Source organism: Photobacterium satsumensis (assembly GCF_050336935.1).
Lineage (GTDB): Bacteria > Pseudomonadota > Gammaproteobacteria > Enterobacterales > Vibrionaceae > Photobacterium > Photobacterium satsumensis.
In genome coordinates this window covers 59,507-79,367 of sequence record NZ_JAKJSK010000014.1, presented here as the reverse complement: position 1 = coordinate 79,367, position 19,861 = coordinate 59,507, and the positions used below count along the sequence as shown (strand labels likewise).

Below are 19,861 nucleotides of genomic sequence, written 5' to 3'. Positions count from 1 at the left end.
CTAAAGGGGGTGAGTTGGCCGATGAGCCGGGTTCTGTCCCGCTTACGCGGTGGTAACCATTCCTCTAGGCCTGCAATCACTCACAGGCTCAAGCAACCTACCCGTCCCCAACGCGGGCCACGCCATTAGGGACCTATTTGGTCTTGCTCCGGGTGGAGTTTACCGTGCCACGAACTATTACTAGCCGCGCGGTGCGCTCTTACCGCACCCTTTCACCCTTACCTGTGCACCACTCCGAAGAATGGGCCATCGGCGGTTTGCTCTCTGCTGCACTGGTCGTAGGCTCGCGCCTCCCAGACGTTATCTGGCACCCTGCCCTGTGGAGCCCGGACTTTCCTCCCCCCCGTCAGTATCCCGAAGGACATCAACGAGGCAGCGATTACCTTGGCCAACTCAGGCGGGCGATTGTATAGGACTTGGCTCACAGTTACCAGTGAAAAATCCTACAAACTCCAGAAGCGGTGGAAATAGCAACAGCGTGGCTATGGGCGATTGGCATGGGGCACTAGGCGAAGAGCACAATCCGCCTAGCCTCTAGCCTCAGTCTAGATTTTCTAGGCCCCACTTATACAGCGCGTTCTTCTTCACGCCGTGGATTTCTGCGGTCAGAGCCGCGGCCTTTTTCAATGGCAGCTCTTTGACCAGCAGGCCCAGTGTACGCAGGGCATCTGCCGGCAGTGCTTCTTTCTCGGCGCGGTGACCGGCAACCAGCAAGACCATCTCACCACGGGTACGGTTGCTGTCTTCACCCAGCCAGTCAATCAGCTCACCCAGCGGGGCGCCGTGGATTGTCTCGAAGGTTTTGGTCAGCTCACGGGCCAACACCACCTGACGCTCAGGGCCCAGCACGGCCAACATATCGGCCAGAGAGTCCGTGATGCGGTGCGGTGATTCATAAAAAATCATCGTACGCTCGTCATCAGCCAGCTCCTGGAAGCGGTCACGACGGCCCTTGCTCTTCGGTGGCAGGAAACCTTCGAAGCTAAAACGATCAGATGGCAAGCCAGCACCGCTAAGCGCAGTAACAACGGCACAAGGACCCGGAAGCGGGACAACTTTAACACCCGCCTGACGACAACGATTGACAAGATGGTATCCTGGATCACTGATCAGCGGCGTACCAGCATCGGACACAAGTGCGATACTGGTACCGGCCTGAAGTTTTTCGATCAGATAATCAGCTTTTTGCTGTTCATTGTGATCGTGAAGCGCAAAGGTGCGGGTCGAGATCGAAAAATGGGTCAGAAGGCGCGATGTATGTCGCGTATCCTCGGCGGCAATCAGATCGACATTTGCCAATACGTCCAATGCACGCTGCGTAATGTCCGCCAAATTACCGATTGGAGTAGGTACGATGTACAAAGTTGCGACATCTACCGTGCATGAATTGGTCTCACTCATTTGTCTAAGATCTCATCTGCAATTAATATAGAGAGTAATTTGTCACAGTTGAATGAATTCAATGCTCAATTTTACCCATAAGCGTAAAAGTGTATCACGACTGTTAGCCCCTGTAGCCCTTGCCGTGCTTCTGGCAAGCTGTAGTACCTCTAACCAGCCTGTCGTGGCCACCGATATTACAGCTGCCGCTACTGATAGCGCAGCCAATTATCTGATCAAAGCCGAGTCAAGTGAAGGTGCCGAGAGCATCAACTGGAATATCCTGGCGCTCAAGGCGCTAATCAAGGAAGGCCAGTGGAGCCAAGCCGAACAACTTGCTACCCGCCTTAGCCGGATGAACATGGATCCGCTGCAGATGGCAGAGTGGCAGTTGGCACGGGCGACCCTGCGCTACCAGCAAGGCCAGCCTAAAGCCGCACTTGATTCACTCAACTTCCAGCCATGGTGGACACTGGCCGACAGCCAGTACCTGCGTTACCACATGCTGCGTGCTGAGCTTTACCGTCAGACCAACCAGCCGCTTAACGCAGCCCGCTCGCGTACCGCTCTGGATCAGTATCTGAACAATGACCAGAAAGCCGCGAACTGGCAGAACCTGTGGCAGGACTTGTCCAACTACAGCAATAACCAGCTCCAATCCGTTACCCTTGCTGGTGACGAAGAGGTTCTGCGTGGCTGGATCCAGCTGGCGGTATTGAAAAACACCTACTCCCAGCGCCCGGCTAAGCTCAAGGGCATGGTTGAAGATTGGCTGGCCAGCAATCCTTACCACCCGGCGAACCAATATCTGCCAACCGATCTGGACAGCATTATGTCGCTGGAAATTGCCCAGCTCGATAATGTTGCTCTGCTACTGCCGTTAACTGGCCGTTTCGAGCAATCAGGCAAAGCAGTCCGCGATGGCTTTATCAATGCCATGCTCGACGACACCGGCCGTGAGGCCCAAACCGAGCTGACCGTCTACGATACGGAAGCCGAAAGCATGGCGACGATTATGGCCAAGCTCGAGCAAAGCGGCGTCGAGATGGTGATCGGTCCTCTGCGCAAAGACAAGATTACCGAATTCCAGCGTTCCAACAGCAGCAATATTGCCCTGTTAGCGCTCAATGAGCCGGAACCAAGCCAACTGACCCAGGATAATGCCTGTTATTTCTCGCTCTCGCCTGAGCAGGAAGCCGAGCAGGCTGCTCGCCACCTCTTTGCCAAGGGTCACCAATACCCAATGGTATTGGCACCGGGCAACAGCTTTGGCGGACGTGTCAGCAAAGCCTTTATCGAACAATGGCAGCAACTGACCGGTAAGACACCGGCCACCCGCCAGTTCAGCTCACGCAAGCAGATCCAGCAGGAAATTGCCGCGGTATTCGGTTTGACCGAGAGCCAAGCCCGCATCAAGCAGATGCAGCAGGTGCTGGGAATGGAGCTCGAAGCCGAACCACGTAGCCGCCGTGATACCGACGCGGTGTACCTGATCGCCAATGTCAACGAGCTGACCCTGCTCAAGCCGTTTATCGAAGTGGCCATCAACCCGGATGCCTCGCAACCGAAACTGTACGCCAGCTCACGCAGCTACCCGGATCGTGATGCCAACACATCTGAAATCCGAGGTATCGAGTTCAGCGATATCCCGTTGCTTATCGATGCCAACCACAACTTCATGAACCGCTATGAAGAACTGTGGCCGGATAGCAAGAATACCGACGTTCGCCTCCATGCCTTCGGAATGGATGCCTACAAAATGGTGTCCGAGCTGCCACAGATGCGTGTCGTCGACAATTATTCGACCCAGGGCAATACCGGCCAGCTCAGCCTCGATGACCAGTGTGTGATCCAGCGTAAGCTAAGCTGGGCTATCTATACCGGGAACGGTATTGAGCCCGCTCAATAGGCGCCAGCAAGGGCAAACCTACGAGGCCATGGCCGAGCAGTATCTCTGCCGCCATGGCCTGCAATCCCACACCCGTAACTTCCAGTGCCGCAGCGGTGAAATAGACCTGATCATGCGTCATCAGCAGTGCTGGGTCTTCGTTGAAGTTAAATTCCGCAAAAACAACCATTACGGTTCGGCCGCAGAAGCGGTAAACTGGCGCAAACAACAACGCGTTAAACGTGCAGCCTTGTTTTGGCTAAAGAAAAATGGCTTCGCCATTGAACACACAGAGTTTCGATTTGATGTGGTATCGCTCGAAGGCACACCCCCACAGATCGAATGGTTTACCAACACCCTAGTAGAAGGTTAATCCATGCTAGAGAGCATCAAAGAAAGTTTCACTGAAAGCATCCAAACCCAGATTGCCGCCGCCGAGGCCCTGCCAGACGCAATTTCCCAGGCAGCCCAGGTCATGGTGCAAAGCCTGCTCAACGGCAACAAAATCCTCTGCTGCGGTAATGGTGGTTCGGCTGCGCACTCGCAGCATTTTGCTTCCTGCCTGATCAACCGCTTCGAGACCGAGCGTCCAAGCCTGCCAGCCCTTTCCCTGACGGCTGATACCACCACCCTGACGGCAGTGGCGAACGACTATCACCACGATGAAATTTTCTCCAAGCAAGTCAGGGCTCTAGGCCAAGCCGGCGATATCCTGTTCGTGCTGTCGACCAGCGGCAACAGCAAGAATATCATCAAAGCCATGGAAGCGGCTCTGACCCGAGACATGACCATCATTGCCCTAACCGGCAAAGACGGCGGCGAAATGGCTGGCCTGCTAGGCATCCAAGATGTCGAGATCCGCATTCCGTCACAGCGCACAGCCCGAATCCAAGAAGGTCAGCTGTTGGTGCTCCACTGCCTGTGTGATCTGATCGACAAGGTCCTGTTTCCCCATCACGAAGGATAAGTTCAACAAGGAAGGTAAGCATGAACTGGCGTTCGCTATTTGTTCTCCTGCTGGCATTCGGCCTGCAGGCTTGTGCAGCTTTAGATCCGGCCGATACCCGCTCGACCAAGCAGCAATGGTATGACCAAGAAATCGAGATGGAAGTCGGTGGCCTCGCCAACAAGCCGCCTTACCGGCAACATGCCCGCATCAATGCCATTGCAGTCGATGGCAAAGTATTGCTGGTCGGTCAGGCGACCGAGCAGACCTACAGCCATCAGCTGGAACAGCAGGTCCGTGAGCTGAAAAACGTCAACACGGTATACAACCAGATCCAAATCCGCCCACTGCCCCAGATGGGTGAAGTGGGCAAAGACAGCTGGCTGACCACCAAAGTAAAGGCCCAGCTCATCGGCAGCAAACAGTTACGGGATGCAACCATCAAAGTGGTCACCGAAGGCCAGGAAGTGTTCCTGCTCGGCTATGTTAGCCGTGAACAGGGCAACGTGGCCGCCGATATCGCCCGCAATGTTTCCGGTGTCCAGAAGGTGGTTAAGGTGTTTGAGTACCCTGAAAATTAGGTAGGAAGACAGGCTTTACCCAAAAAAGAAAAACGCAGCGAAAGCTGCGTTTTTTATGCGTTTAATTCACCACGTTTACGGCGCGATTACTTCACCACGCGCAGGCTTGGCCGGCCGCGAGGACGCGGTGGCTCATCATCGGGTTCGGATTCAGATACGGCTTCAGTCACCGCCTCAACAGGCGCAAGCGCTTCCTGAGGTTGATCTTCAACAATACCTTCCACGTCTTCAATGTCAGCCATATCGGTTGCATAAGCAGGCTCAGGCTCGAACATAGTACCAGCACCGTTTTCACGGGCATAGATAGCCATAGCAGCATAAAGCGGGACAATCACCGTATGAGGGCGGCCACTAAAGCGAGCACTGAAGCTGATAGCCTCGTTACCCAGCTCCAAATTACCGACCGCACGCGGGGCAACGTTCAGGACAATCTGCCCATCACTGACAAATTCCATCGGAACCTTGACACCCGGTAGCGTTGCATCAACCACCAAGTGCGGGGTCAAATCATTATCTACCAGCCAATCATAGAAAGCGCGCAACAAATACGGTCTACGCGGTGTCATGTTGTCGATGTCCATCATTAATTGCCAGCCAAACGCATTTCGCGCTCTGCTTCGGTCAATGAAGCCAAGAATGAATCACGCTCGAAAACACGAGTCATGTAATTTTTGACTTCTTTGGCACCAGCGCCAGTCAGCTCGATACCCATTTCAGGCAGACGCCATAACAGCGGTGCAAGGTAACAGTCAACTAAGCTGAACTCTTCGCTCATGAAGTATGGGAACTCAGCAAATACAGGGGCAAGAGCCATCAGCTCTTCACGCAACTGCTTACGGGCTTTATCAGCCTCGTCAGCCGTGCCTTTATTTACTTTTTCAGCCAGTGTGTACCAGTTACGTTCGATACGGTACATCATCAAACGGCTGTTACCACGAGCAACAGGATAAACAGGCATCAATGGTGGATGAGGGAAACGCTCATCCAAGTACTCCATGATGATACTTGCTTGGTAAAGTGCAAGCTCACGGTCAACCAAAGTCGGCACTGAGTTGTACGGGTTTAGGTCTAGCAAGTCTTCAGGCAGGTTGTTTGGGTCAACCAGCTCGATTTCAACACTCACACCTTTTTCTGCTAGTACGATACGCACCTGATGGCTGTAGATGTCAGAAGCATCAGAATACAGAGTCATCACCGAGCGTTTATTGGCAGCAACAGCCATTAACCCCTCCAGTATACTTAAATACACAAAAAGCAACGGGGGCACCGGCCCCCATTGCGAGATTCTAACCCACTAGATTACCTGATCAGTGGACATCACGCCAATATTCTTTCTTCAACAGTAATGTTAGTACAAAGAATACCACGATAAAACCCATTACCCAGTAACCCAGACGCTGGCGTTCCAACTTCATTGGTTCTGCTGAATATTCGAGGAAGTTGACTAGGTCACGAACTGCCTCGTCATATTCTTCATCATTCAACTCACCAGTGCCGTCAGACTTGATGCCAACATATTCCTGTACTTCTTCACCGTCAATCAGGCGGGTTTCGTACACTTTACTCGGCACACCTTGCAGCTCTTCCAACACATGGGGCATACCCACACTTGGGAAGACCACGTTGTTCACTCCAAACGGACGGTTAGGATCCGCATAGAATGAACGCAGGTAGGTATATAGCCAGTCACTGCCGCGAACTCGGGCGACCATGGTCAAGTCCGGTGCTGGTGCACCAAAAGACGCCGCCGCATATTCAGTCGGGATAGCATTGACCATCAGATCACCAATCTTGGCTTCAGGATCAAAGATCATATGCTCCTTCATCAAGTCACTCGGGATCCCAATATCGGAAGCCACTCGCTCGTAACGCTGGTATTGAGTTGCGTGACAGCCAAAGCAGTAGTTCATGAAAGTCTGCGCACCGCGCTGCAGCGAAGCATTGTCGGTCAAATCATTGTTGGCTTTGTCCAACGGTACCGATGGACCCGCTGCCATAACCAGAGACGGCAGCAGGGCAAATAGCATTACAATCAACGTTTTCATTTGAATGTTACCCTCTCTGGTAGCGGTTTGGTTGCTTCATTCTTGCTGTAGAAGAACAGCAGGACGAAGAACATGAAATACGCAAAGCTGAAGATCTGCGCCAGAAGGGTGTACGTCGGCGTCGCCGGCAATGCACCCAGAATCCCCAATGCAACGAAGCTGATAGTGAACTGGACGATATTGGCCAGGTGCAGCTTGCTGCGGTAGCGGTATGAACGCACCTTACAGCGATCTAGCCATGGCAGTAGGAACAGCACGACAATCGAGGCCCCCATCGCAATAACACCCAGCAGCTTATCCGGTACCGCACGCAAGATGGCGTAGAACGGAGTGAAATACCAAACCGGAGCAATGTGCTCAGGGGTCTTCAGCGGGTTGGCAGCTTCAAAGTTAGGTGGCTCAAGGAAATAGCCGCCCATCTCTGGGTTGAAAAAGATCACGTAGCTGAACAGGAAGGCAAACACCGCAACCCCCACCATATCTTTCACGGTCCCGTAAGGGTGGAAGGGTATGGAGTCGATAATGTCGTACTTCTTGCTGTAGTAAGAATGGAACGGGAACTGGGTCTTATAATCCTCACCCTTGCTGCCTTTCGGTAGCTTGGTTTCGATACCGTCCGGGTTGTTTGAGCCCACTTCGTGCAATGCAAGAATGTGTAGTACAACCAGCAGTAGCAGCACGATTGGCAGCGCAATCACGTGAAGGGCGAAGAAACGGTTCAGTGTCGCACCGGAGATCACGTAGTCACCACGGATCCACAGTGTCAGATCATCACCGATCACTGGAATGGCACCAAACAGGGAAATAATAACCTGTGCACCCCAGTAAGACATCTGGCCCCATGGCAATAGGTAACCCATAAAGGCTTCGGCCATTAGCACCAGGAAGATCAACATCCCGAACAGCCACAACAGCTCACGGGGTTTTTGGTAAGAACCGTAGATCAAGCCACGGAACATATGCAGGTAAACCACGACAAAAAATGCCGAAGCCCCCGTCGAGTGCATGTAGCGAAGTAGCCATCCATACTCGACATCACGCATGATGTATTCGATCGAGGCAAACGCCCCGTCGCCGGAAGGCACGTAGTTCATCGTCAGCCAGATCCCGGTAATGATCTGGTTAACCAACACCAGCATGGCCAAAGAGCCAAAGATATACCAGAAGTTGAAGTTCTTCGGCATCGGGTATTCTGACAAATGCTTCTTGTAAGCATTCATCACTGGTAGACGTTTTTCAATCCATCCAACTAATGCATCCATTAGGCATTCTCCTCGTCCTGACCAACCACAATGGTATTATCATCCAGGAATGTATGAGGCGGCACTACCAAGTTCAATGGCGCAGGCACCCCTGCAAAGACCCGGCCCGCCATATCAAATTTCGACCCGTGGCATGGGCAGAAAAATCCAGACGAAATACCACTGACCTGCTCACTGAAGGTATTGGGTAAATAGGTAGGTGAACAGCCTAGGTGGGTACAAATACCTACGGCTAAAAAGATTTCAGGTTTAACTGAACGAAATTCATTCTGGGCATATCCGGGCTGCTGCGGTTCCGCCGAAGACGGATCACGAAGCTGGCCATCATGGCCACCCAATTCTTTCAAAACAGCATCGCTACGGCGGACCACCCAGACAGGTTTACCACGCCACTCGACGCGGACCATCTGGCCTTCTTCCAACTTGCTGATATCAACTTCAACTGGTGCACCCGCGGCTTTTGCTCTCGCGCTCGGGTTCCATGATTTGATAAAAGGCACGGCTACAGCGACTGCACCCAAGCCTCCAACAACCGAAGTCGTCGCAGTCAGGAAGCGGCGTCGGCCGTTACTTACTGGCGCATTGCTCATCCAACATTCTCCCATGTGCTCCCGCTCTGGATTATTATTATGTCCTTGTGCGTCCCTGGAGCTTACGGCTAACTTTCAACGGAAAGAAACAACAGCTCCCTTCCAATCCGGAAGGCCAAAATGGTGGTATAAAGCTGTTGCTTATCACGCCAAATGATAAAGAAAACCCTACTTTTTGACAAGACAAAGCTACCTTTTCGCAACAAATGTGAGAGGTATGTTCTTTTTGTTACGTCTAATGGTGCAAACGGCTGTTGTATAGCTGATTTAATCTGCCAAAAGGATCAAGGAAAGGCACGATTTTAGGGCTTTGCAGGGAGGGATTGTTGCTTAGATGTGATAGAGAGGCAGGTTATGCAGGCAATAAAAAAGCCCAACCCGAAGGTTGAGCTTTTGCACACAGTTTCCAGAATAAATTCTGAAGCGTAAAATTAACGCTTAGAGAACTGTGGACGACGACGTGCTTTACGTAGACCAACTTTCTTACGCTCAACTTTACGTGCATCACGAGTTACATAACCCGCTGCGCGTAGTGCTGGACGTAGAGTTTCGTCATATTCCATAAGTGCACGAGTGATACCGTGACGGATAGCACCAGATTGACCAGTGATACCACCACCTTTAACAGTGATGTATAGGTCAAGCTTCTCAAGCATTTCAACTAGCTCTAGTGGCTGACGAACAACCATGCGAGCAGTTTCGCGACCGAAGTATTCTTCGATGCTACGCTTGTTGATTACGATGTTGCCAGTACCCGGTTTAATGAAAACGCGAGCAGCTGAGCTTTTGCGGCGACCAGTGCCGTAGTATTGATTCTCTGCCATTGTCATATTCCCAATTAGATGTCTAGAACTTTAGGCTGTTGTGCAGCGTGATTGTGCTCAGTACCAGCGTAAACTTTCAGTTTACGGTACATAGCACGGCCTAGAGGACCTTTAGGAAGCATGCCTTTAACAGCAGTCTCAATAATCATCTCTGGTTTCTTGTCAAGAAGCTTGTCGAAGCTGATAGACTTCAGACCACCGATGTAACCAGTGTGGTGGTGGTACATCTTGTCAGTGCGCTTAGCACCAGTTACTGCAACTTTTTCAGCGTTGATAACTACGATGTAGTCACCAGTGTCAACGTGCGGAGTGTACTCCGGCTTGTGCTTACCACGTAGACGAGATGCGATTTCAGTTGCTAGACGACCAAGAGTTTTACCTTCAGCGTCAACAACATACCAGTCACGTTTTACTGTTTCTGGTTTAGCAACGAAAGTTTTCATGCTAATTCTTACCCAAAATTAAATAGTTTCACTTTACAGGAGCAGTATGCTCCCTCTGTACAGAGCCCCCTCATCACCCCTTCGAGTGGTTGGCACTCCCGGCTTTTGCCGTTACAGGTACGGTGGGTCGCAAGATTATAGGGAAGGGTGGAGAAAAAATCACCTTTTTTTGAAAAAAAATTACGATTTTTTCACTTTGCGGGGTTAAGGCCCGAAACTACAGATTATCCACCCCTACTTGGAGCCTTTTTCACTACGATAACCCACCACACCTCAGCGACATCATGGAATATGTGCGCTGGCCAAATAGTCATGGCTCTGCATTTCGATAAGCCGCGAGCAACAACGCTTGAACTCAAACGCCAATTGTTCCCCCAGATACAGCTGCGCCAAGTCCACTTCAGCAGAAATGATTAATTTGACGTTGCGTTCATAGAATTCATCGACAAGGGCGATAAAGCGGCGAGCGGTGTCACTATCATCTTCCTGCATCTGGGTTACCCCGGACATCAATACGGTATGGTAGATCTGTGACAGCTCCATATAGTCGCTCTGACTACGGGCCGTTTGGCACAGGGTGGAAAAATCAAAATGGATCACCCCCTCCCCTTCATGCCGGATCGGCAGGGCCCGGTTATTGATCTCAATCGTCCCCCCCGTTCGTTGCTCGCCAGCGGCCAACTGCTCGAAATAATGCAGCATATTGTGTTCCGCCTGCTCGTCGAGCGGGAAATGGTATATTTCAGCCTGCTCCAGCGTCCGTAACCGATAATCAATACCGGAATCCACATTTACCACCTCGCAGTGGGTATTAATAAGTTCGATAGCAGGGAGAAAGCGGGCCCGCTGCAAACCATTGCGATAGAGCGCATCGGGTGGAATATTCGACGTTGCTACCAGCGTGATGCCCCGGCGGAACAGTGCTTCGAACAAAGTGCCGAGGATCATCGCATCGGTAATATCTGAGACAAAAAACTCATCAAAGCAGATAATGTCGGTTTCTGCGCAAAACCGGTCGGCGACGACTTCTAACGGATCCGTTTGCTGCTCCAGTTTTTTCATCTCATCGTGAACCCGATGCATAAAACGGTGGAAATGGACCCGCATCTTGCGTTCTGTCGGTAAGCAGTCAAAAAACGTATCGACCAGATACGTTTTACCGCGTCCTACCCCGCCCCAGAAATAGAGCCCTTTCACCGGTGCTGGCGGTTTGGCTGGGCGGCGCATCAGGCGCTCCATCCAGCTTCTTTCGGCTATTGATCTTGGGGCCTGAAGGCGGTGATACAGGTCATCAAGGTGGCCAACGGCCATCGCTTGAGCCGGGTCAGCAACGAAGTCACTACGTTCAAGATCGTGTTGGTATTTTTGTTGAGGGGTCATCCTTGTTAAGCCCAAACCGTCATTCTCCATATGCGAGATAGTACCATGCTGCTCCATGTACATGTATAGTATCTAGACAAGTTGATGAGCAGATGAAGTTGGTGATCTATTCAGCACCAATTAAATCTCGGTGTTATACAACAGGGATGATGATAAGCGCTCACCGTTTCATCCAGCAGGCTCGCCTGTCTCACGGTGCCGTTATTCCCCTGTCCCTATAAAAGAGCAAAAGGAGTTTTTCATGGCTTGGATTTATGCGCTGCTGATTTTCATTGCCGGTGCCATTGTCGGTGCCTTTGCCACGCGGCTGAGCAATAAAGGCTTGAAACAGCAAAAAGAACTGAAAAAAGAGCTAGATAAGTCAAAATACGAACTCGAGCAGTTCCGCCAGGAGCTGGTTGACCATTTCGCCCAGAGCTCAGATCTACTGGATAACATCGCCAAAGACTACAGCAAGCTTTACGAGCACATGGCGAAAACATCGACCGAGCTGATGCCGAACCTACCGGAGCAAGATAACCCATTTGCCCGTCGCATCAGTACACTGGAAGCGGTGAAAGACGTCAAAGAGGCTCAGGACGAACAACCACGCGATTACGCCAACGGTGCAACGGGCCTGCTAAAAGACCAAAAACCAGAACCGGTTGCCGAAGAGCCAAAGCCTGAAACTGAAGAGTCAAAAGCGAGCTAAGAAAATTCTTAGGAACTAAACACCCGTTTTCAAGTCTGAGATAAAGCAGGTATATCAACACACTAGGAAGTGTGCCTGCGCTTGGACTTGAAAACCGGAGTTTAGTAATAATGAAAAAAACATTACTTGTTTTAAGTGCCCTGACTATCGGCATCAGCTCAGTTATTACCCCAGTGACGGCAGCCGCCGCCCTTCCCCAGTCAGTTAACAACCAGCAGGTACCCAGCCTAGCTCCGATGCTAGAGCAAGTTACCCCTGCAGTCGTCAGCATTGCCGTTGAAGGTAAACAAGTATCCAAACAGCGTTTACCCGAAACGTTCCGCTTCTTTTTCGGCCCTGACTTTCCTGAGGAACAAATTCGCGAGCGCCCTTTCCGCGGTTTAGGCTCGGGAGTGATTGTCGACGCCGACAAGGGCTATATCGTGACCAACCACCATGTGATTGGTGGCGCTGACAAGATCATGGTCCAGCTCCATGATGGCCGTGAGGTTACTGCCGAGCTGATCGGCAGCGACGAAATGTCTGATATTGCCCTGCTCAAACTGAAAGACACCAGTGACCTGACCCAAATCAAGCTTGCCGACTCCGACAAGCTGCGCGTCGGTGACTTTGCCGTTGCCATCGGTAACCCGTTCGGCCTCGGCCAGACTGTTACCTCAGGGATCATCTCCGCCCTTGGCCGTAGCGGCCTGAACATTGAAAACTTCGAAAACTTCATCCAGACCGATGCCGCCATCAACAGCGGTAACTCCGGTGGTGCCCTAGTCAACCTCAACGGCGAACTGGTCGGTATCAATACCGCTATCCTTGGTCCTAACGGCGGCAACGTCGGTATTGGCTTTGCTATCCCGGTCAACATGGTGAAAAACCTAACCGAGCAAATCCTCGAATTCGGCGAGGTCAAGCGCGGTATCCTTGGTGTACAAGGCGGTGAGCTGACCTCCGAGCTGGCTGAAGCCTTTGGCTACGAGACCAATCATGGTGCCTTCATCAACCAGGTGATGCCAGATTCCGCCGCCGAGAAAGCCGGCTTGAAAGCCGGAGATATCATCGTCTCAGTCAACGGCAAGCAGATCCGCACTTTCGGTGAGCTAAGGGCGAAGATAGCCACTCTGGGTGCAGGCAAAAGCGTGACCTTAGGTATTGTCCGTGACGGCAAAGAGCTTGATGTCACCGCCGAGCTTCAGGAAGCCTCCGCCAACAAGGTGAAAGCAGAGAGTTTACATGACGGCCTGGCCGGTGCTGAATTCGCCAATACCACATCGAGTGATGGCGCCAAAGGTGTCAAGGTCACCAGCCTGCAGGAAAACTCCGAAGCAGCCCGTTTCGGCCTGCGTGAAGGGGATATTATCCTCGGCGTCAACCGCCAGGCCATCCGTAATTTGGGTGAGCTGAGAAAAACCCTTGATAAAAAGCCAAGTGTACTGGCCCTTGAGGTGAAACGGGATAATAGCGTCCTCTACCTCATCATCCGCTAATCTTCACTACCGGCAGCCGGCCAGCCTGGCTGCCATGTTCCTTTTCTCCCACCACTGACCCAACTTGGCTCCTGCTCAGCTTTCATTCCTTTATTCAACAAAATACACAGCCAACATTTGGTATCTTGTCTAAGGTAATGATACCCTCTTCGACTATTATCAGTAGTTTATTCATTCAAGGGAGCGAACATGCTGGCTTTTTTGGCTAGATCCATTTTGCTTGGTGTCGTAACAGCCATCGCCCTGCTGCTTATCTTCCCTGATCTCCGCACCCAAATGTTCAATACGCCTCAGGTATTGGCGCCAGTTGAAGTTAACCAGACCCAAGTTTCCTTTAATTATGCCGTCCGCCGCGCGTCTCCGGCAGTCGTTAATATCTACAACCGCCGCTACAATGCCGAAGACCGGCTGCAACTAAGCACCCAAGGTTTGGGCTCCGGCGTGATCATGAGTGACAAAGGTTATATCGTAACCAACTATCATGTTGTGGCAGAAGCCGATCAGGTTATTGTTGCGCTGCAAGACGGCCGTATCCTCACCGCCCAACTGATCGGTAAAGATCAGCGTACCGACCTCGCGGTGTTGAAAATCCAAGCTGATAATTTGCCAGTGATCCCAACTAGCCCCGACTACCGTCCTGCTGTCGGTGATGTGGTACTGGCAATCGGCAACCCATACAACCTCGGCCAGACCACCACTTACGGTATCATCTCCGCTACCGGCCGCCCGGGCATGAGCTTCTATGGTCGGCAGGATTTCTTGCAGACCGACGCTGCCATTAACGAAGGCAACTCCGGCGGTGCCCTGGTCAATACTCGCGGCGAGCTGGTCGGGATCAATACGGCTTCGTTTCAGCAGACAACAGATTTTGAAACTTACGGGATCTCGTTTGCTATTCCCTATGAGCTAACCCAGAAAATCATGGACAAGCTGATTGCCGACGGACGGGTGATCCGCGGTTATATCGGCTTGGAAGCGCGGGATATCAACCCGGTCATGGCAAGACTTTATGATGCCGAGCAAGTCAGCGGGATCATCGTAATGGGTATGGATCCCAACGGCCCAGCCGCCAAAGCGGGCTTCAAAGTACAGGATATCCTGATTGAGATTGACGGCAAACGGGTCACAGACCGCCGCAATGTGCTGGATATTGTCACCGAGCTTCGCCCAGGCACCGAAGTCGAGATGAAAGTACTGCGTAACGGCGAGCCGACCAACCTTACCGTGAAGATTGGCAATGAGCCGAATGGGTATTAAAAACTCAGGCTAGGGGCGATAGGCTAACGGCGAGAAGTCATTGGCTCTAAGAGCCTAAAAAAAGACACAAAAAAACCAGCCGAAAGGCTGGTTTTTTTATCGCATTCAAACGGTAATAAAGATTACTCGCTAAAGCGCTCGATGCTCATGCCAAGGGCGCTGAACTTGTCTTCGATATGCTCGTAGCCACGGTCGATGTGATAGATACGGTCAACAATCGTCTCGCCCTTCGCGATGCTACCGGCAATCACTAGGCTGGCAGAAGCACGCAAGTCCGTTGCCATAACCTGAGCACCGCTCAGACCATCGGTATCACCACAGATCACCGTATTACCTTCGATTTCTGCGCGAGCGCCCATACGGATCAATTCAGGGATATGCATGAAACGGTTTTCGAAAATCGTCTCGGTAATGATCCCCGTACCTTTCGCCATCAAGTTCAGTAACGAGAACTGCGCCTGCATGTCCGTAGGGAAACCTGGGTGCGGAGCGGTACGGATGTTAACGGCTTTTAGCTCACGGTCAGTCATGTCCAAGCTGATCCAGTCATCACCGGTTTCAATCTCGGCACCGGCTTCTTCCAGCTTGGCCAACGCCGCTTCCATCAATGATGGACGGGTGTTACGGCACATGATCTTACCACCAGAGACAGCTGCAGCAACCAGGAACGTACCGGTTTCGATACGGTCAGCGACCACTTCGTGGTAACCGCCGCCCAAACGCTCAACACCTTCGATAGTGATGGTATCGGTCCCGGCACCCGTAATCTTCGCCCCTAGCGTATTAAGGAAATCAGCCGTATCGACAATTTCCGGCTCGCGGGCTGCATTTTCGATCACGGTTGTGCCTTCGGCCAGTGTCGCCGCTGACATGATAGTCACAGTCGCACCCACGCTGACTTTATCCATCACGATGTGGGCACCTTTCAGGCGACCATCAACCGAGGCTTTTACATAGCCTTCTTCCAGGGTGATATCAGCCCCCAGCTGCTCAAGGCCGTGGATATGCAGATCCACTGGACGAGCACCGATCGCACAACCGCCCGGCAGAGAAACTTGTCCCTGACCAAAGCGTGCCACTAGCGGGCCCAGCGCCCAGATTGACGCACGCATGGTTTTCACCAAGTCATACGGCGCACAGAACTCATTGACCGGACCGGCATCTACATGGACAGAACCATTACGGGAGACTTTGGCGCCCAAGCGGCTCAGCAGTTCCATGGTGGTGTCGATGTCACGTAGCTTTGGTACATTCGCCACTTCTACCGGTTCTTCGGCCAGTAGGGCTGCGAACAAAATAGGCAATGCTGCATTCTTAGCACCAGAAATGGAGACTTCGCCACTCAATGGGCCACCGCCCTGGATTCGAAACTTCTGCATCATTACCTCTTAAGACAGGGACATCAATTTTTTGTCACGCGCCCATTCTTCAGGCGTGTACGTTTTGATGCTCAACGCATGAATTTCATTCGCAGCGATCTGTCCCATCAGCGGACCGTAGATAGCCTGCTGTTTTTTAACACGGTTCATACCTTCAAATATGGCGCCAACAGCAATCACTTCGTAGTGGCTGCCATCGCTCTTGACGATCACTTCGTCAAGTTCCAGAGCATTTTCTAGAATGTCTTTAATTTCAGAGATTTCCACAAGCTATCCTCTTTCGCTGCTCATTCAATGCAAGCAGCTAACATTGACTCAACGTGACTCAGACGAAGCAGCGTGACAAGCTGCTCTGGCACATTTAATATTTTCAGCTCAGACCCATTCAGGCTCAGCTGTTGGTATACATGTAGCAACATCACCATTCCGGCAGAGTCGATCCGCCCAACCGCAGCCAAGTCCAGCAACACAGTGCTGTCCTGCGGCATCCATTCATGGCGCTGCTGCCAAAAAGCTGGAACTGTGTCACGTTCCAATGCCCCTGACAAGCAGTAAAGACCATTTTCCTGAGCTTGCCACCCAATCTTTAGCTTAGTCATTGTTTTCTGACTCGCGGCGGATTGGCTTGGCGGCCAAGCGCTTCAAATCTTGGGTCACAGCATCAACACCTTGGCTACGCAGTTGCCCGCTCCACTCACTTTGTTTGGTCGAGATCATGCTGACCCCTTCGGCTACCATATCGAAACCCTGCCACTCGCCGGTTTTCTTGTTCTTACGCAACTTGAAATCCAGGCGGATTGGCGGACGCTTAGTATCGACAATATCCACCCGGACAGACACCACAGTGCGGTTGGCCGGGATCGACTTTGGCGACTCGATTTCAATGTCCTGATCCGTGTACTGAGTCAGCACCTGGGCATAGGAGGCAACCAAATAATCAGTGAACGCCGCAACAAACTCATTACGCTGCTGCGCCGAGGTTTTTTTCAGCTGAGGGCCCAATACCTTGTAGGCGGCATAGCGGGTATTGATATAAGGCAGCAACTCTTCCTTCACCACCCGGCGCAAGTGCTCCGGATTTTGCTGGATCAGGCTTTGCTCTGATTTCAGCCGGGAAAATGCCTGCTGCGATATCAGATCCATCATGGTGTAGGGGTTGGTCTTGTCGACCACCGCGGCCTGCGAAACCAGCGGCAGGCAGACGAACATCATAAGTACATAGCGAAACCATTTCATAATCGTGCTCTCTTAGTTATTGTCTCCGCCGATGCTATACAGCACCTGGCCAATCATATCTTCCAAAACAAGTGCCGATCGGGTGTCTTCAATCAAATCACCGTCCCCGAGCATATCAATGTCTTCGTCAACAAAGCCTGGAGAGATACCAAGGTACTGCTCACCCAAAAGGCCGGAGGTCAAAATAGCGGCCGAACTGGTCTCAGGGAAATAGCCGAATTTTTTTTCTATTGCCAAAGTCACCACCGGCACATAGGTTTCCGTGTCTAAGGTGATATTGGCAATTTTACCGACCGTAACCCCACCGACTTTGATCGGCGAGCGGACTTTCAAACCACCAATATTGTCGAAATGCGCCTCGAGGGTGTAGGTTTCCGAACCACCCAAATTCTGGACATCGGCAACCTTGAAGATCAACACCAGCAGGGCAGCAAGGCCAGCCAATACAAAGCTGCCTACCCATAATTCTAGTTTTTTCGTTTGCTGCATCAGTTTTTTCCTGTTGTATTACCGCATTGCGGCTGTATCAGTTGCCAAACATCAAGGCAGTAAGGACGAAATCCAAGCCCAGTACTGCCAAAGACGAATTCACCACGGTACGGGTCGTTGCGCGGCTGATCCCTTCGGATGTCGGTACCGCATCGTATCCATTGAATACCGCAATCCATGTGACGGTAATTGCAAACACCACGGACTTGATAATGCTGTTACCAATGTCATAGCCAAGGTCGACCGAAGATTGCATCACCGACCAGAAGCTGCCGTGATCAATACCTTTCCAATCCACGCCCACCAGCTGTCCCCCCCAAATACCAACAGCACAGAACAGCATCGTCAGCAGCGGCATTGAAATGACCCCGGCCCAGAAACGCGGTGCAATCACCTGACGCAAGGGGTCCACCGCCATCATCTCCATGCTCGACAGCTGCTCGGTCGTTTTCATCAAGCCGATCTCAGCGGTCAACGCCGAACCGGCTCGTCCGGCAAACAGCAAGGCGGTCACCACCGGCCCAAGCTCACGCAGCAAGGATAAGGCCACCATTTGGCCAAGACTGGTTTCAGCCCCAAAGTCCACCAGCACAATATAGCCCTGAAGGCTCAGCACCATCCCGATGAACAGGCCTGAGACCAGAATAATCGCTACCGACAGTACGCCAACCGAATACAGCTGACGCAGCAACAGCGGGAACATCTTGCCGGGCTGAGGCCGACTAACCAGCGCGCCGTAAAGCACCAGCGTGGCCCGCCCCATGGTCTGGAACATATCCAGTGCCCGTCGGCCCTGACGGGAAACAAACTCAGTGATCATGCTTGTTGCTCCTTGCCATCACTCGCAAACAACTCCTGCTCCATTGGCTGAGCGGGATAGCGGAACGGCACCGGCCCATCGGCGTGGCCATCGATAAACTGGCGAATACGCGGGTCAGGATTTGCCAACAACTCCTGCGGCGTACCCTGACCGATGATTTGGCTGCCTGAAAGAATATAAACATGATCGGCAATGCTCATCACCTCGGGTACATCGTGGGAAACGATCACCGACGTGATACCGAGCGCTTTATTAAGATCGCGGATCAATTTCACCAGTACACCCATAGTGATCGGGTCTTGGCCGACAAAAGGCTCATCATACAAGATAAGATCAGGGTCAAGGGCAATCGCCCTTGCCAGTGCTGCCCGCCGGGCCATACCACCAGAGAGTTCACTCGGCATTAGCTGAGCGGCTCCGCGAAGGCCGACGGCCTCAAGCTTGAGCAGCACCAAGGTGCGCAATAAATCGTCCGGTAACTCAGTATGCTCGCGCAGCGGAAAAGCCACATTGTCAAACACCGTCATGTCTGTAAACAACGCCCCGGACTGGAACAGCATGCTCATTTTCTTACGCGCTTGATATAACTCGCTGCGCCCAAGGGTTGGAATATTCCAGCCTTCAAACCAGATATCACCGCAATCCGGCAAAATCTGTCCTCCGATCAGCCTCAGCAAGGTGGTCTTACCGATCCCCGATGGCCCCATGATCGCCGTCACTTTGCCCTTGGGCACATCCAGCGACACATCATCGAAAATTTTTCGCTCGCCACGGGAGAAGGTCATATGCCGGATGGAAACCAGCGCCTCTGTCTGCTCCATAGTTACCTTATTTGGCAGTCCTGCCTGTCAAATTGTCGCCCTGTTTACATAACAAGCGACATTATATTAATAGAATTAATTAGTTATCTTTATGCCTTTGATGATAGGTAGATTATGCAACCAACTCAAGAGATGAACTGTAAGAAGTCTGTGATTTCTCGGCCCGATTGACAATAACGGTATCCGCCAAGCCAAAAAAATCCCCCTTGCTTGGGTCGGATCTGTCCCGCCCCGTTCCGGTGCTTCTCCAAGGTCATAAAAATCCCCCCCTATTAATGAATTTCTCATCCCTTTTGCTTTCTTTTTCATGGCCGAACCGTCAAAATTGGTCTCTTATATTTATCACCCCAA

The 19,861-nt window shown here is 51.9% G+C and carries 24 protein-coding genes and 1 other RNA gene; 7 read left to right on the top strand and 18 right to left on the bottom strand.

Going from position 1 to position 19,861, the window contains the following annotated elements:
- Nucleotides 1–6 precede the first annotated feature (6 nt).
- An RNA gene (gene rnpB, locus L4D79_RS24400) (RNase P RNA component class A) lies at nucleotides 7–396 on the bottom strand.
- A gap of 144 nt (nucleotides 397–540) precedes the next feature.
- Nucleotides 541–1,401 (bottom strand): 16S rRNA (cytidine(1402)-2'-O)-methyltransferase, encoded by an 861-nt coding sequence (rsmI, locus tag L4D79_RS24395; protein ID WP_428655346.1) that lies wholly within the window; start codon nucleotides 1,399–1,401, stop codon nucleotides 541–543.
- 61 nt (nucleotides 1,402–1,462) lie between these two features.
- Here rsmI and L4D79_RS24390 point away from each other — a divergent pair, with 61 nt between their 5' ends.
- Genes L4D79_RS24390 through L4D79_RS24375 form a run of 4 tightly spaced genes read left to right on the top strand, consistent with a single transcriptional unit; the run spans nucleotide 1,463 to nucleotide 4,795 of the window.
- Nucleotides 1,463–3,289, top strand: coding sequence for a penicillin-binding protein activator (locus L4D79_RS24390; protein ID WP_428655344.1), 1,827 nt, complete (start codon nucleotides 1,463–1,465; stop codon nucleotides 3,287–3,289).
- Nucleotides 3,273–3,641: a YraN family protein gene (locus L4D79_RS24385; protein WP_428655341.1), complete on the top strand. Its 369-nt coding sequence runs from the start codon at nucleotides 3,273–3,275 to the stop codon at nucleotides 3,639–3,641. Before L4D79_RS24390 ends, L4D79_RS24385 begins: the two co-directional genes overlap by 17 nt.
- A gap of 3 nt (nucleotides 3,642–3,644) precedes the next feature.
- Entirely contained in the window at nucleotides 3,645–4,235 is a 591-nt protein-coding gene (locus L4D79_RS24380; RefSeq protein WP_428655339.1) for a phosphoheptose isomerase, read from the top strand.
- A 20-nt stretch (nucleotides 4,236–4,255) separates the two neighbouring features.
- Nucleotides 4,256–4,795 carry a BON domain-containing protein gene (locus L4D79_RS24375; RefSeq protein ID WP_428655337.1) on the top strand — a complete coding sequence of 180 codons (540 nt, stop codon included), beginning with the start codon at nucleotides 4,256–4,258 and terminating at the stop codon, nucleotides 4,793–4,795.
- An 86-nt stretch (nucleotides 4,796–4,881) separates the two neighbouring features.
- On the opposite strand, the gene sspB is transcribed toward L4D79_RS24375, so the two are convergent.
- The 8 genes from sspB to zapE form a co-directional block, all read right to left on the bottom strand.
- Complete coding sequence (sspB, locus tag L4D79_RS24370) at nucleotides 4,882–5,376, bottom strand: ClpXP protease specificity-enhancing factor (RefSeq protein WP_428655335.1); 495 nt, start codon at nucleotides 5,374–5,376, stop codon at nucleotides 4,882–4,884.
- Nucleotides 5,377–5,378: 2 nt separating this feature from the next.
- Nucleotides 5,379–6,017 carry a stringent starvation protein SspA gene (gene sspA, locus L4D79_RS24365; protein WP_428655332.1) on the bottom strand — a complete coding sequence of 213 codons (639 nt, stop codon included), beginning with the start codon at nucleotides 6,015–6,017 and terminating at the stop codon, nucleotides 5,379–5,381.
- 85 nt (nucleotides 6,018–6,102) lie between these two features.
- Nucleotides 6,103–6,840 carry a cytochrome c1 gene (locus L4D79_RS24360; protein ID WP_428655330.1) on the bottom strand — a complete coding sequence of 246 codons (738 nt, stop codon included), beginning with the start codon at nucleotides 6,838–6,840 and terminating at the stop codon, nucleotides 6,103–6,105.
- Nucleotides 6,837–8,102, bottom strand: a complete 1,266-nt coding sequence (locus tag L4D79_RS24355) for a cytochrome b (RefSeq protein WP_428655328.1) — start codon at nucleotides 8,100–8,102, stop codon at nucleotides 6,837–6,839. Before L4D79_RS24355 ends, L4D79_RS24360 begins: the two co-directional genes overlap by 4 nt.
- On the bottom strand, nucleotides 8,102–8,692 hold the full coding sequence (petA, locus tag L4D79_RS24350; RefSeq protein WP_428655326.1) for a ubiquinol-cytochrome c reductase iron-sulfur subunit: 591 nt from the start codon (nucleotides 8,690–8,692) through the stop codon (nucleotides 8,102–8,104). The genes L4D79_RS24355 and petA overlap by 1 nt, the downstream gene beginning before the upstream one ends.
- Before the next feature lie 431 nt (nucleotides 8,693–9,123).
- Nucleotides 9,124–9,516 carry a 30S ribosomal protein S9 gene (gene rpsI / locus L4D79_RS24345; protein WP_107350045.1) on the bottom strand — a complete coding sequence of 131 codons (393 nt, stop codon included), beginning with the start codon at nucleotides 9,514–9,516 and terminating at the stop codon, nucleotides 9,124–9,126.
- Nucleotides 9,517–9,530: 14 nt separating this feature from the next.
- Nucleotides 9,531–9,959, bottom strand: coding sequence for a 50S ribosomal protein L13 (rplM, locus tag L4D79_RS24340; RefSeq protein ID WP_107300019.1), 429 nt, complete (start codon nucleotides 9,957–9,959; stop codon nucleotides 9,531–9,533).
- Between the two features lie 282 nt (nucleotides 9,960–10,241).
- Complete coding sequence (gene zapE, locus L4D79_RS24335) at nucleotides 10,242–11,339, bottom strand: cell division protein ZapE (protein WP_428655470.1); 1,098 nt, start codon at nucleotides 11,337–11,339, stop codon at nucleotides 10,242–10,244.
- A gap of 241 nt (nucleotides 11,340–11,580) precedes the next feature.
- Between zapE and zapG the strand changes: the two genes are divergently transcribed.
- From zapG to degS, 3 genes are all read left to right on the top strand, one after another.
- Nucleotides 11,581–12,030 (top strand): Z-ring associated protein ZapG, encoded by a 450-nt coding sequence (gene zapG, locus L4D79_RS24330; protein ID WP_428655322.1) that lies wholly within the window; start codon nucleotides 11,581–11,583, stop codon nucleotides 12,028–12,030.
- A gap of 110 nt (nucleotides 12,031–12,140) precedes the next feature.
- Nucleotides 12,141–13,508 carry a Do family serine endopeptidase gene (locus tag L4D79_RS24325; RefSeq protein ID WP_428655320.1) on the top strand — a complete coding sequence of 456 codons (1,368 nt, stop codon included), beginning with the start codon at nucleotides 12,141–12,143 and terminating at the stop codon, nucleotides 13,506–13,508.
- Nucleotides 13,509–13,697: 189 nt separating this feature from the next.
- Nucleotides 13,698–14,765: an outer membrane-stress sensor serine endopeptidase DegS gene (degS, locus tag L4D79_RS24320; RefSeq protein WP_428655317.1), complete on the top strand. Its 1,068-nt coding sequence runs from the start codon at nucleotides 13,698–13,700 to the stop codon at nucleotides 14,763–14,765.
- A gap of 122 nt (nucleotides 14,766–14,887) precedes the next feature.
- Here the strand turns inward: degS and murA are convergent, their stop codons facing one another.
- The 8 genes from murA to L4D79_RS24280 form a co-directional block, all read right to left on the bottom strand.
- Complete coding sequence (murA, locus tag L4D79_RS24315) at nucleotides 14,888–16,144, bottom strand: UDP-N-acetylglucosamine 1-carboxyvinyltransferase (protein WP_428655315.1); 1,257 nt, start codon at nucleotides 16,142–16,144, stop codon at nucleotides 14,888–14,890.
- A 9-nt stretch (nucleotides 16,145–16,153) separates the two neighbouring features.
- On the bottom strand, nucleotides 16,154–16,411 hold the full coding sequence (gene ibaG / locus L4D79_RS24310; RefSeq protein WP_428655313.1) for a BolA family iron metabolism protein IbaG: 258 nt from the start codon (nucleotides 16,409–16,411) through the stop codon (nucleotides 16,154–16,156).
- Nucleotides 16,412–16,431: 20 nt separating this feature from the next.
- A complete protein-coding gene (locus L4D79_RS24305; RefSeq protein ID WP_428655311.1) occupies nucleotides 16,432–16,743 on the bottom strand; it encodes an STAS domain-containing protein in 312 nt (103 codons plus the stop codon).
- A complete protein-coding gene (mlaC, locus tag L4D79_RS24300; protein ID WP_428655308.1) occupies nucleotides 16,736–17,380 on the bottom strand; it encodes a phospholipid-binding protein MlaC in 645 nt (214 codons plus the stop codon). The genes L4D79_RS24305 and mlaC overlap by 8 nt, the downstream gene beginning before the upstream one ends.
- Before the next feature lie 12 nt (nucleotides 17,381–17,392).
- Entirely contained in the window at nucleotides 17,393–17,869 is a 477-nt protein-coding gene (gene mlaD / locus L4D79_RS24295) for an outer membrane lipid asymmetry maintenance protein MlaD (RefSeq protein ID WP_428655306.1), read from the bottom strand.
- Nucleotides 17,870–17,906: 37 nt separating this feature from the next.
- Nucleotides 17,907–18,689: a lipid asymmetry maintenance ABC transporter permease subunit MlaE gene (gene mlaE / locus L4D79_RS24290; protein WP_428655304.1), complete on the bottom strand. Its 783-nt coding sequence runs from the start codon at nucleotides 18,687–18,689 to the stop codon at nucleotides 17,907–17,909.
- Complete coding sequence (gene mlaF / locus L4D79_RS24285; protein WP_428655301.1) at nucleotides 18,686–19,510, bottom strand: phospholipid ABC transporter ATP-binding protein MlaF; 825 nt, start codon at nucleotides 19,508–19,510, stop codon at nucleotides 18,686–18,688. The genes mlaE and mlaF overlap by 4 nt, the downstream gene beginning before the upstream one ends.
- A 75-nt stretch (nucleotides 19,511–19,585) precedes the next feature.
- Nucleotides 19,586–19,819, bottom strand: a complete 234-nt coding sequence (locus tag L4D79_RS24280; RefSeq protein ID WP_428655299.1) for a hypothetical protein — start codon at nucleotides 19,817–19,819, stop codon at nucleotides 19,586–19,588.
- Nucleotides 19,820–19,861 lie beyond the last annotated feature (42 nt).

What these genes read in the sequence shown, in the direction of transcription:
- rsmI (WP_428655346.1), bottom strand. Translation starts at nt 1,401, where the DNA reads ATGAGTGAGACCAATTCATGCACGGTAGATGTCGCAACTTTGTACATC.
- L4D79_RS24390 (WP_428655344.1), top strand. Translation starts at nt 1,463, where the DNA reads ATGCTCAATTTTACCCATAAGCGTAAAAGTGTATCACGACTGTTAGCC.
- L4D79_RS24380 (WP_428655339.1), top strand. Translation starts at nt 3,645, where the DNA reads ATGCTAGAGAGCATCAAAGAAAGTTTCACTGAAAGCATCCAAACCCAG.
- L4D79_RS24375 (WP_428655337.1), top strand. Translation starts at nt 4,256, where the DNA reads ATGAACTGGCGTTCGCTATTTGTTCTCCTGCTGGCATTCGGCCTGCAG.
- sspB (WP_428655335.1), bottom strand. Translation starts at nt 5,376, where the DNA reads ATGGACATCGACAACATGACACCGCGTAGACCGTATTTGTTGCGCGCT.
- sspA (WP_428655332.1), bottom strand. Translation starts at nt 6,017, where the DNA reads ATGGCTGTTGCTGCCAATAAACGCTCGGTGATGACTCTGTATTCTGAT.
- L4D79_RS24360 (WP_428655330.1), bottom strand. Translation starts at nt 6,840, where the DNA reads ATGAAAACGTTGATTGTAATGCTATTTGCCCTGCTGCCGTCTCTGGTT.
- L4D79_RS24355 (WP_428655328.1), bottom strand. Translation starts at nt 8,102, where the DNA reads ATGGATGCATTAGTTGGATGGATTGAAAAACGTCTACCAGTGATGAAT.
- petA (WP_428655326.1), bottom strand. Translation starts at nt 8,692, where the DNA reads ATGAGCAATGCGCCAGTAAGTAACGGCCGACGCCGCTTCCTGACTGCG.
- rpsI (WP_107350045.1), bottom strand. Translation starts at nt 9,516, where the DNA reads ATGGCAGAGAATCAATACTACGGCACTGGTCGCCGCAAAAGCTCAGCT.
- rplM (WP_107300019.1), bottom strand. Translation starts at nt 9,959, where the DNA reads ATGAAAACTTTCGTTGCTAAACCAGAAACAGTAAAACGTGACTGGTAT.
- zapE (WP_428655470.1), bottom strand. Translation starts at nt 11,339, where the DNA reads ATGACCCCTCAACAAAAATACCAACACGATCTTGAACGTAGTGACTTC.
- zapG (WP_428655322.1), top strand. Translation starts at nt 11,581, where the DNA reads ATGGCTTGGATTTATGCGCTGCTGATTTTCATTGCCGGTGCCATTGTC.
- L4D79_RS24325 (WP_428655320.1), top strand. Translation starts at nt 12,141, where the DNA reads ATGAAAAAAACATTACTTGTTTTAAGTGCCCTGACTATCGGCATCAGC.
- degS (WP_428655317.1), top strand. Translation starts at nt 13,698, where the DNA reads ATGCTGGCTTTTTTGGCTAGATCCATTTTGCTTGGTGTCGTAACAGCC.
- murA (WP_428655315.1), bottom strand. Translation starts at nt 16,144, where the DNA reads ATGCAGAAGTTTCGAATCCAGGGCGGTGGCCCATTGAGTGGCGAAGTC.
- L4D79_RS24305 (WP_428655311.1), bottom strand. Translation starts at nt 16,743, where the DNA reads ATGACTAAGCTAAAGATTGGGTGGCAAGCTCAGGAAAATGGTCTTTAC.
- mlaC (WP_428655308.1), bottom strand. Translation starts at nt 17,380, where the DNA reads ATGAAATGGTTTCGCTATGTACTTATGATGTTCGTCTGCCTGCCGCTG.
- mlaD (WP_428655306.1), bottom strand. Translation starts at nt 17,869, where the DNA reads ATGCAGCAAACGAAAAAACTAGAATTATGGGTAGGCAGCTTTGTATTG.
- mlaE (WP_428655304.1), bottom strand. Translation starts at nt 18,689, where the DNA reads ATGATCACTGAGTTTGTTTCCCGTCAGGGCCGACGGGCACTGGATATG.
- mlaF (WP_428655301.1), bottom strand. Translation starts at nt 19,510, where the DNA reads ATGGAGCAGACAGAGGCGCTGGTTTCCATCCGGCATATGACCTTCTCC.
- L4D79_RS24280 (WP_428655299.1), bottom strand. Translation starts at nt 19,819, where the DNA reads ATGAAAAAGAAAGCAAAAGGGATGAGAAATTCATTAATAGGGGGGGAT.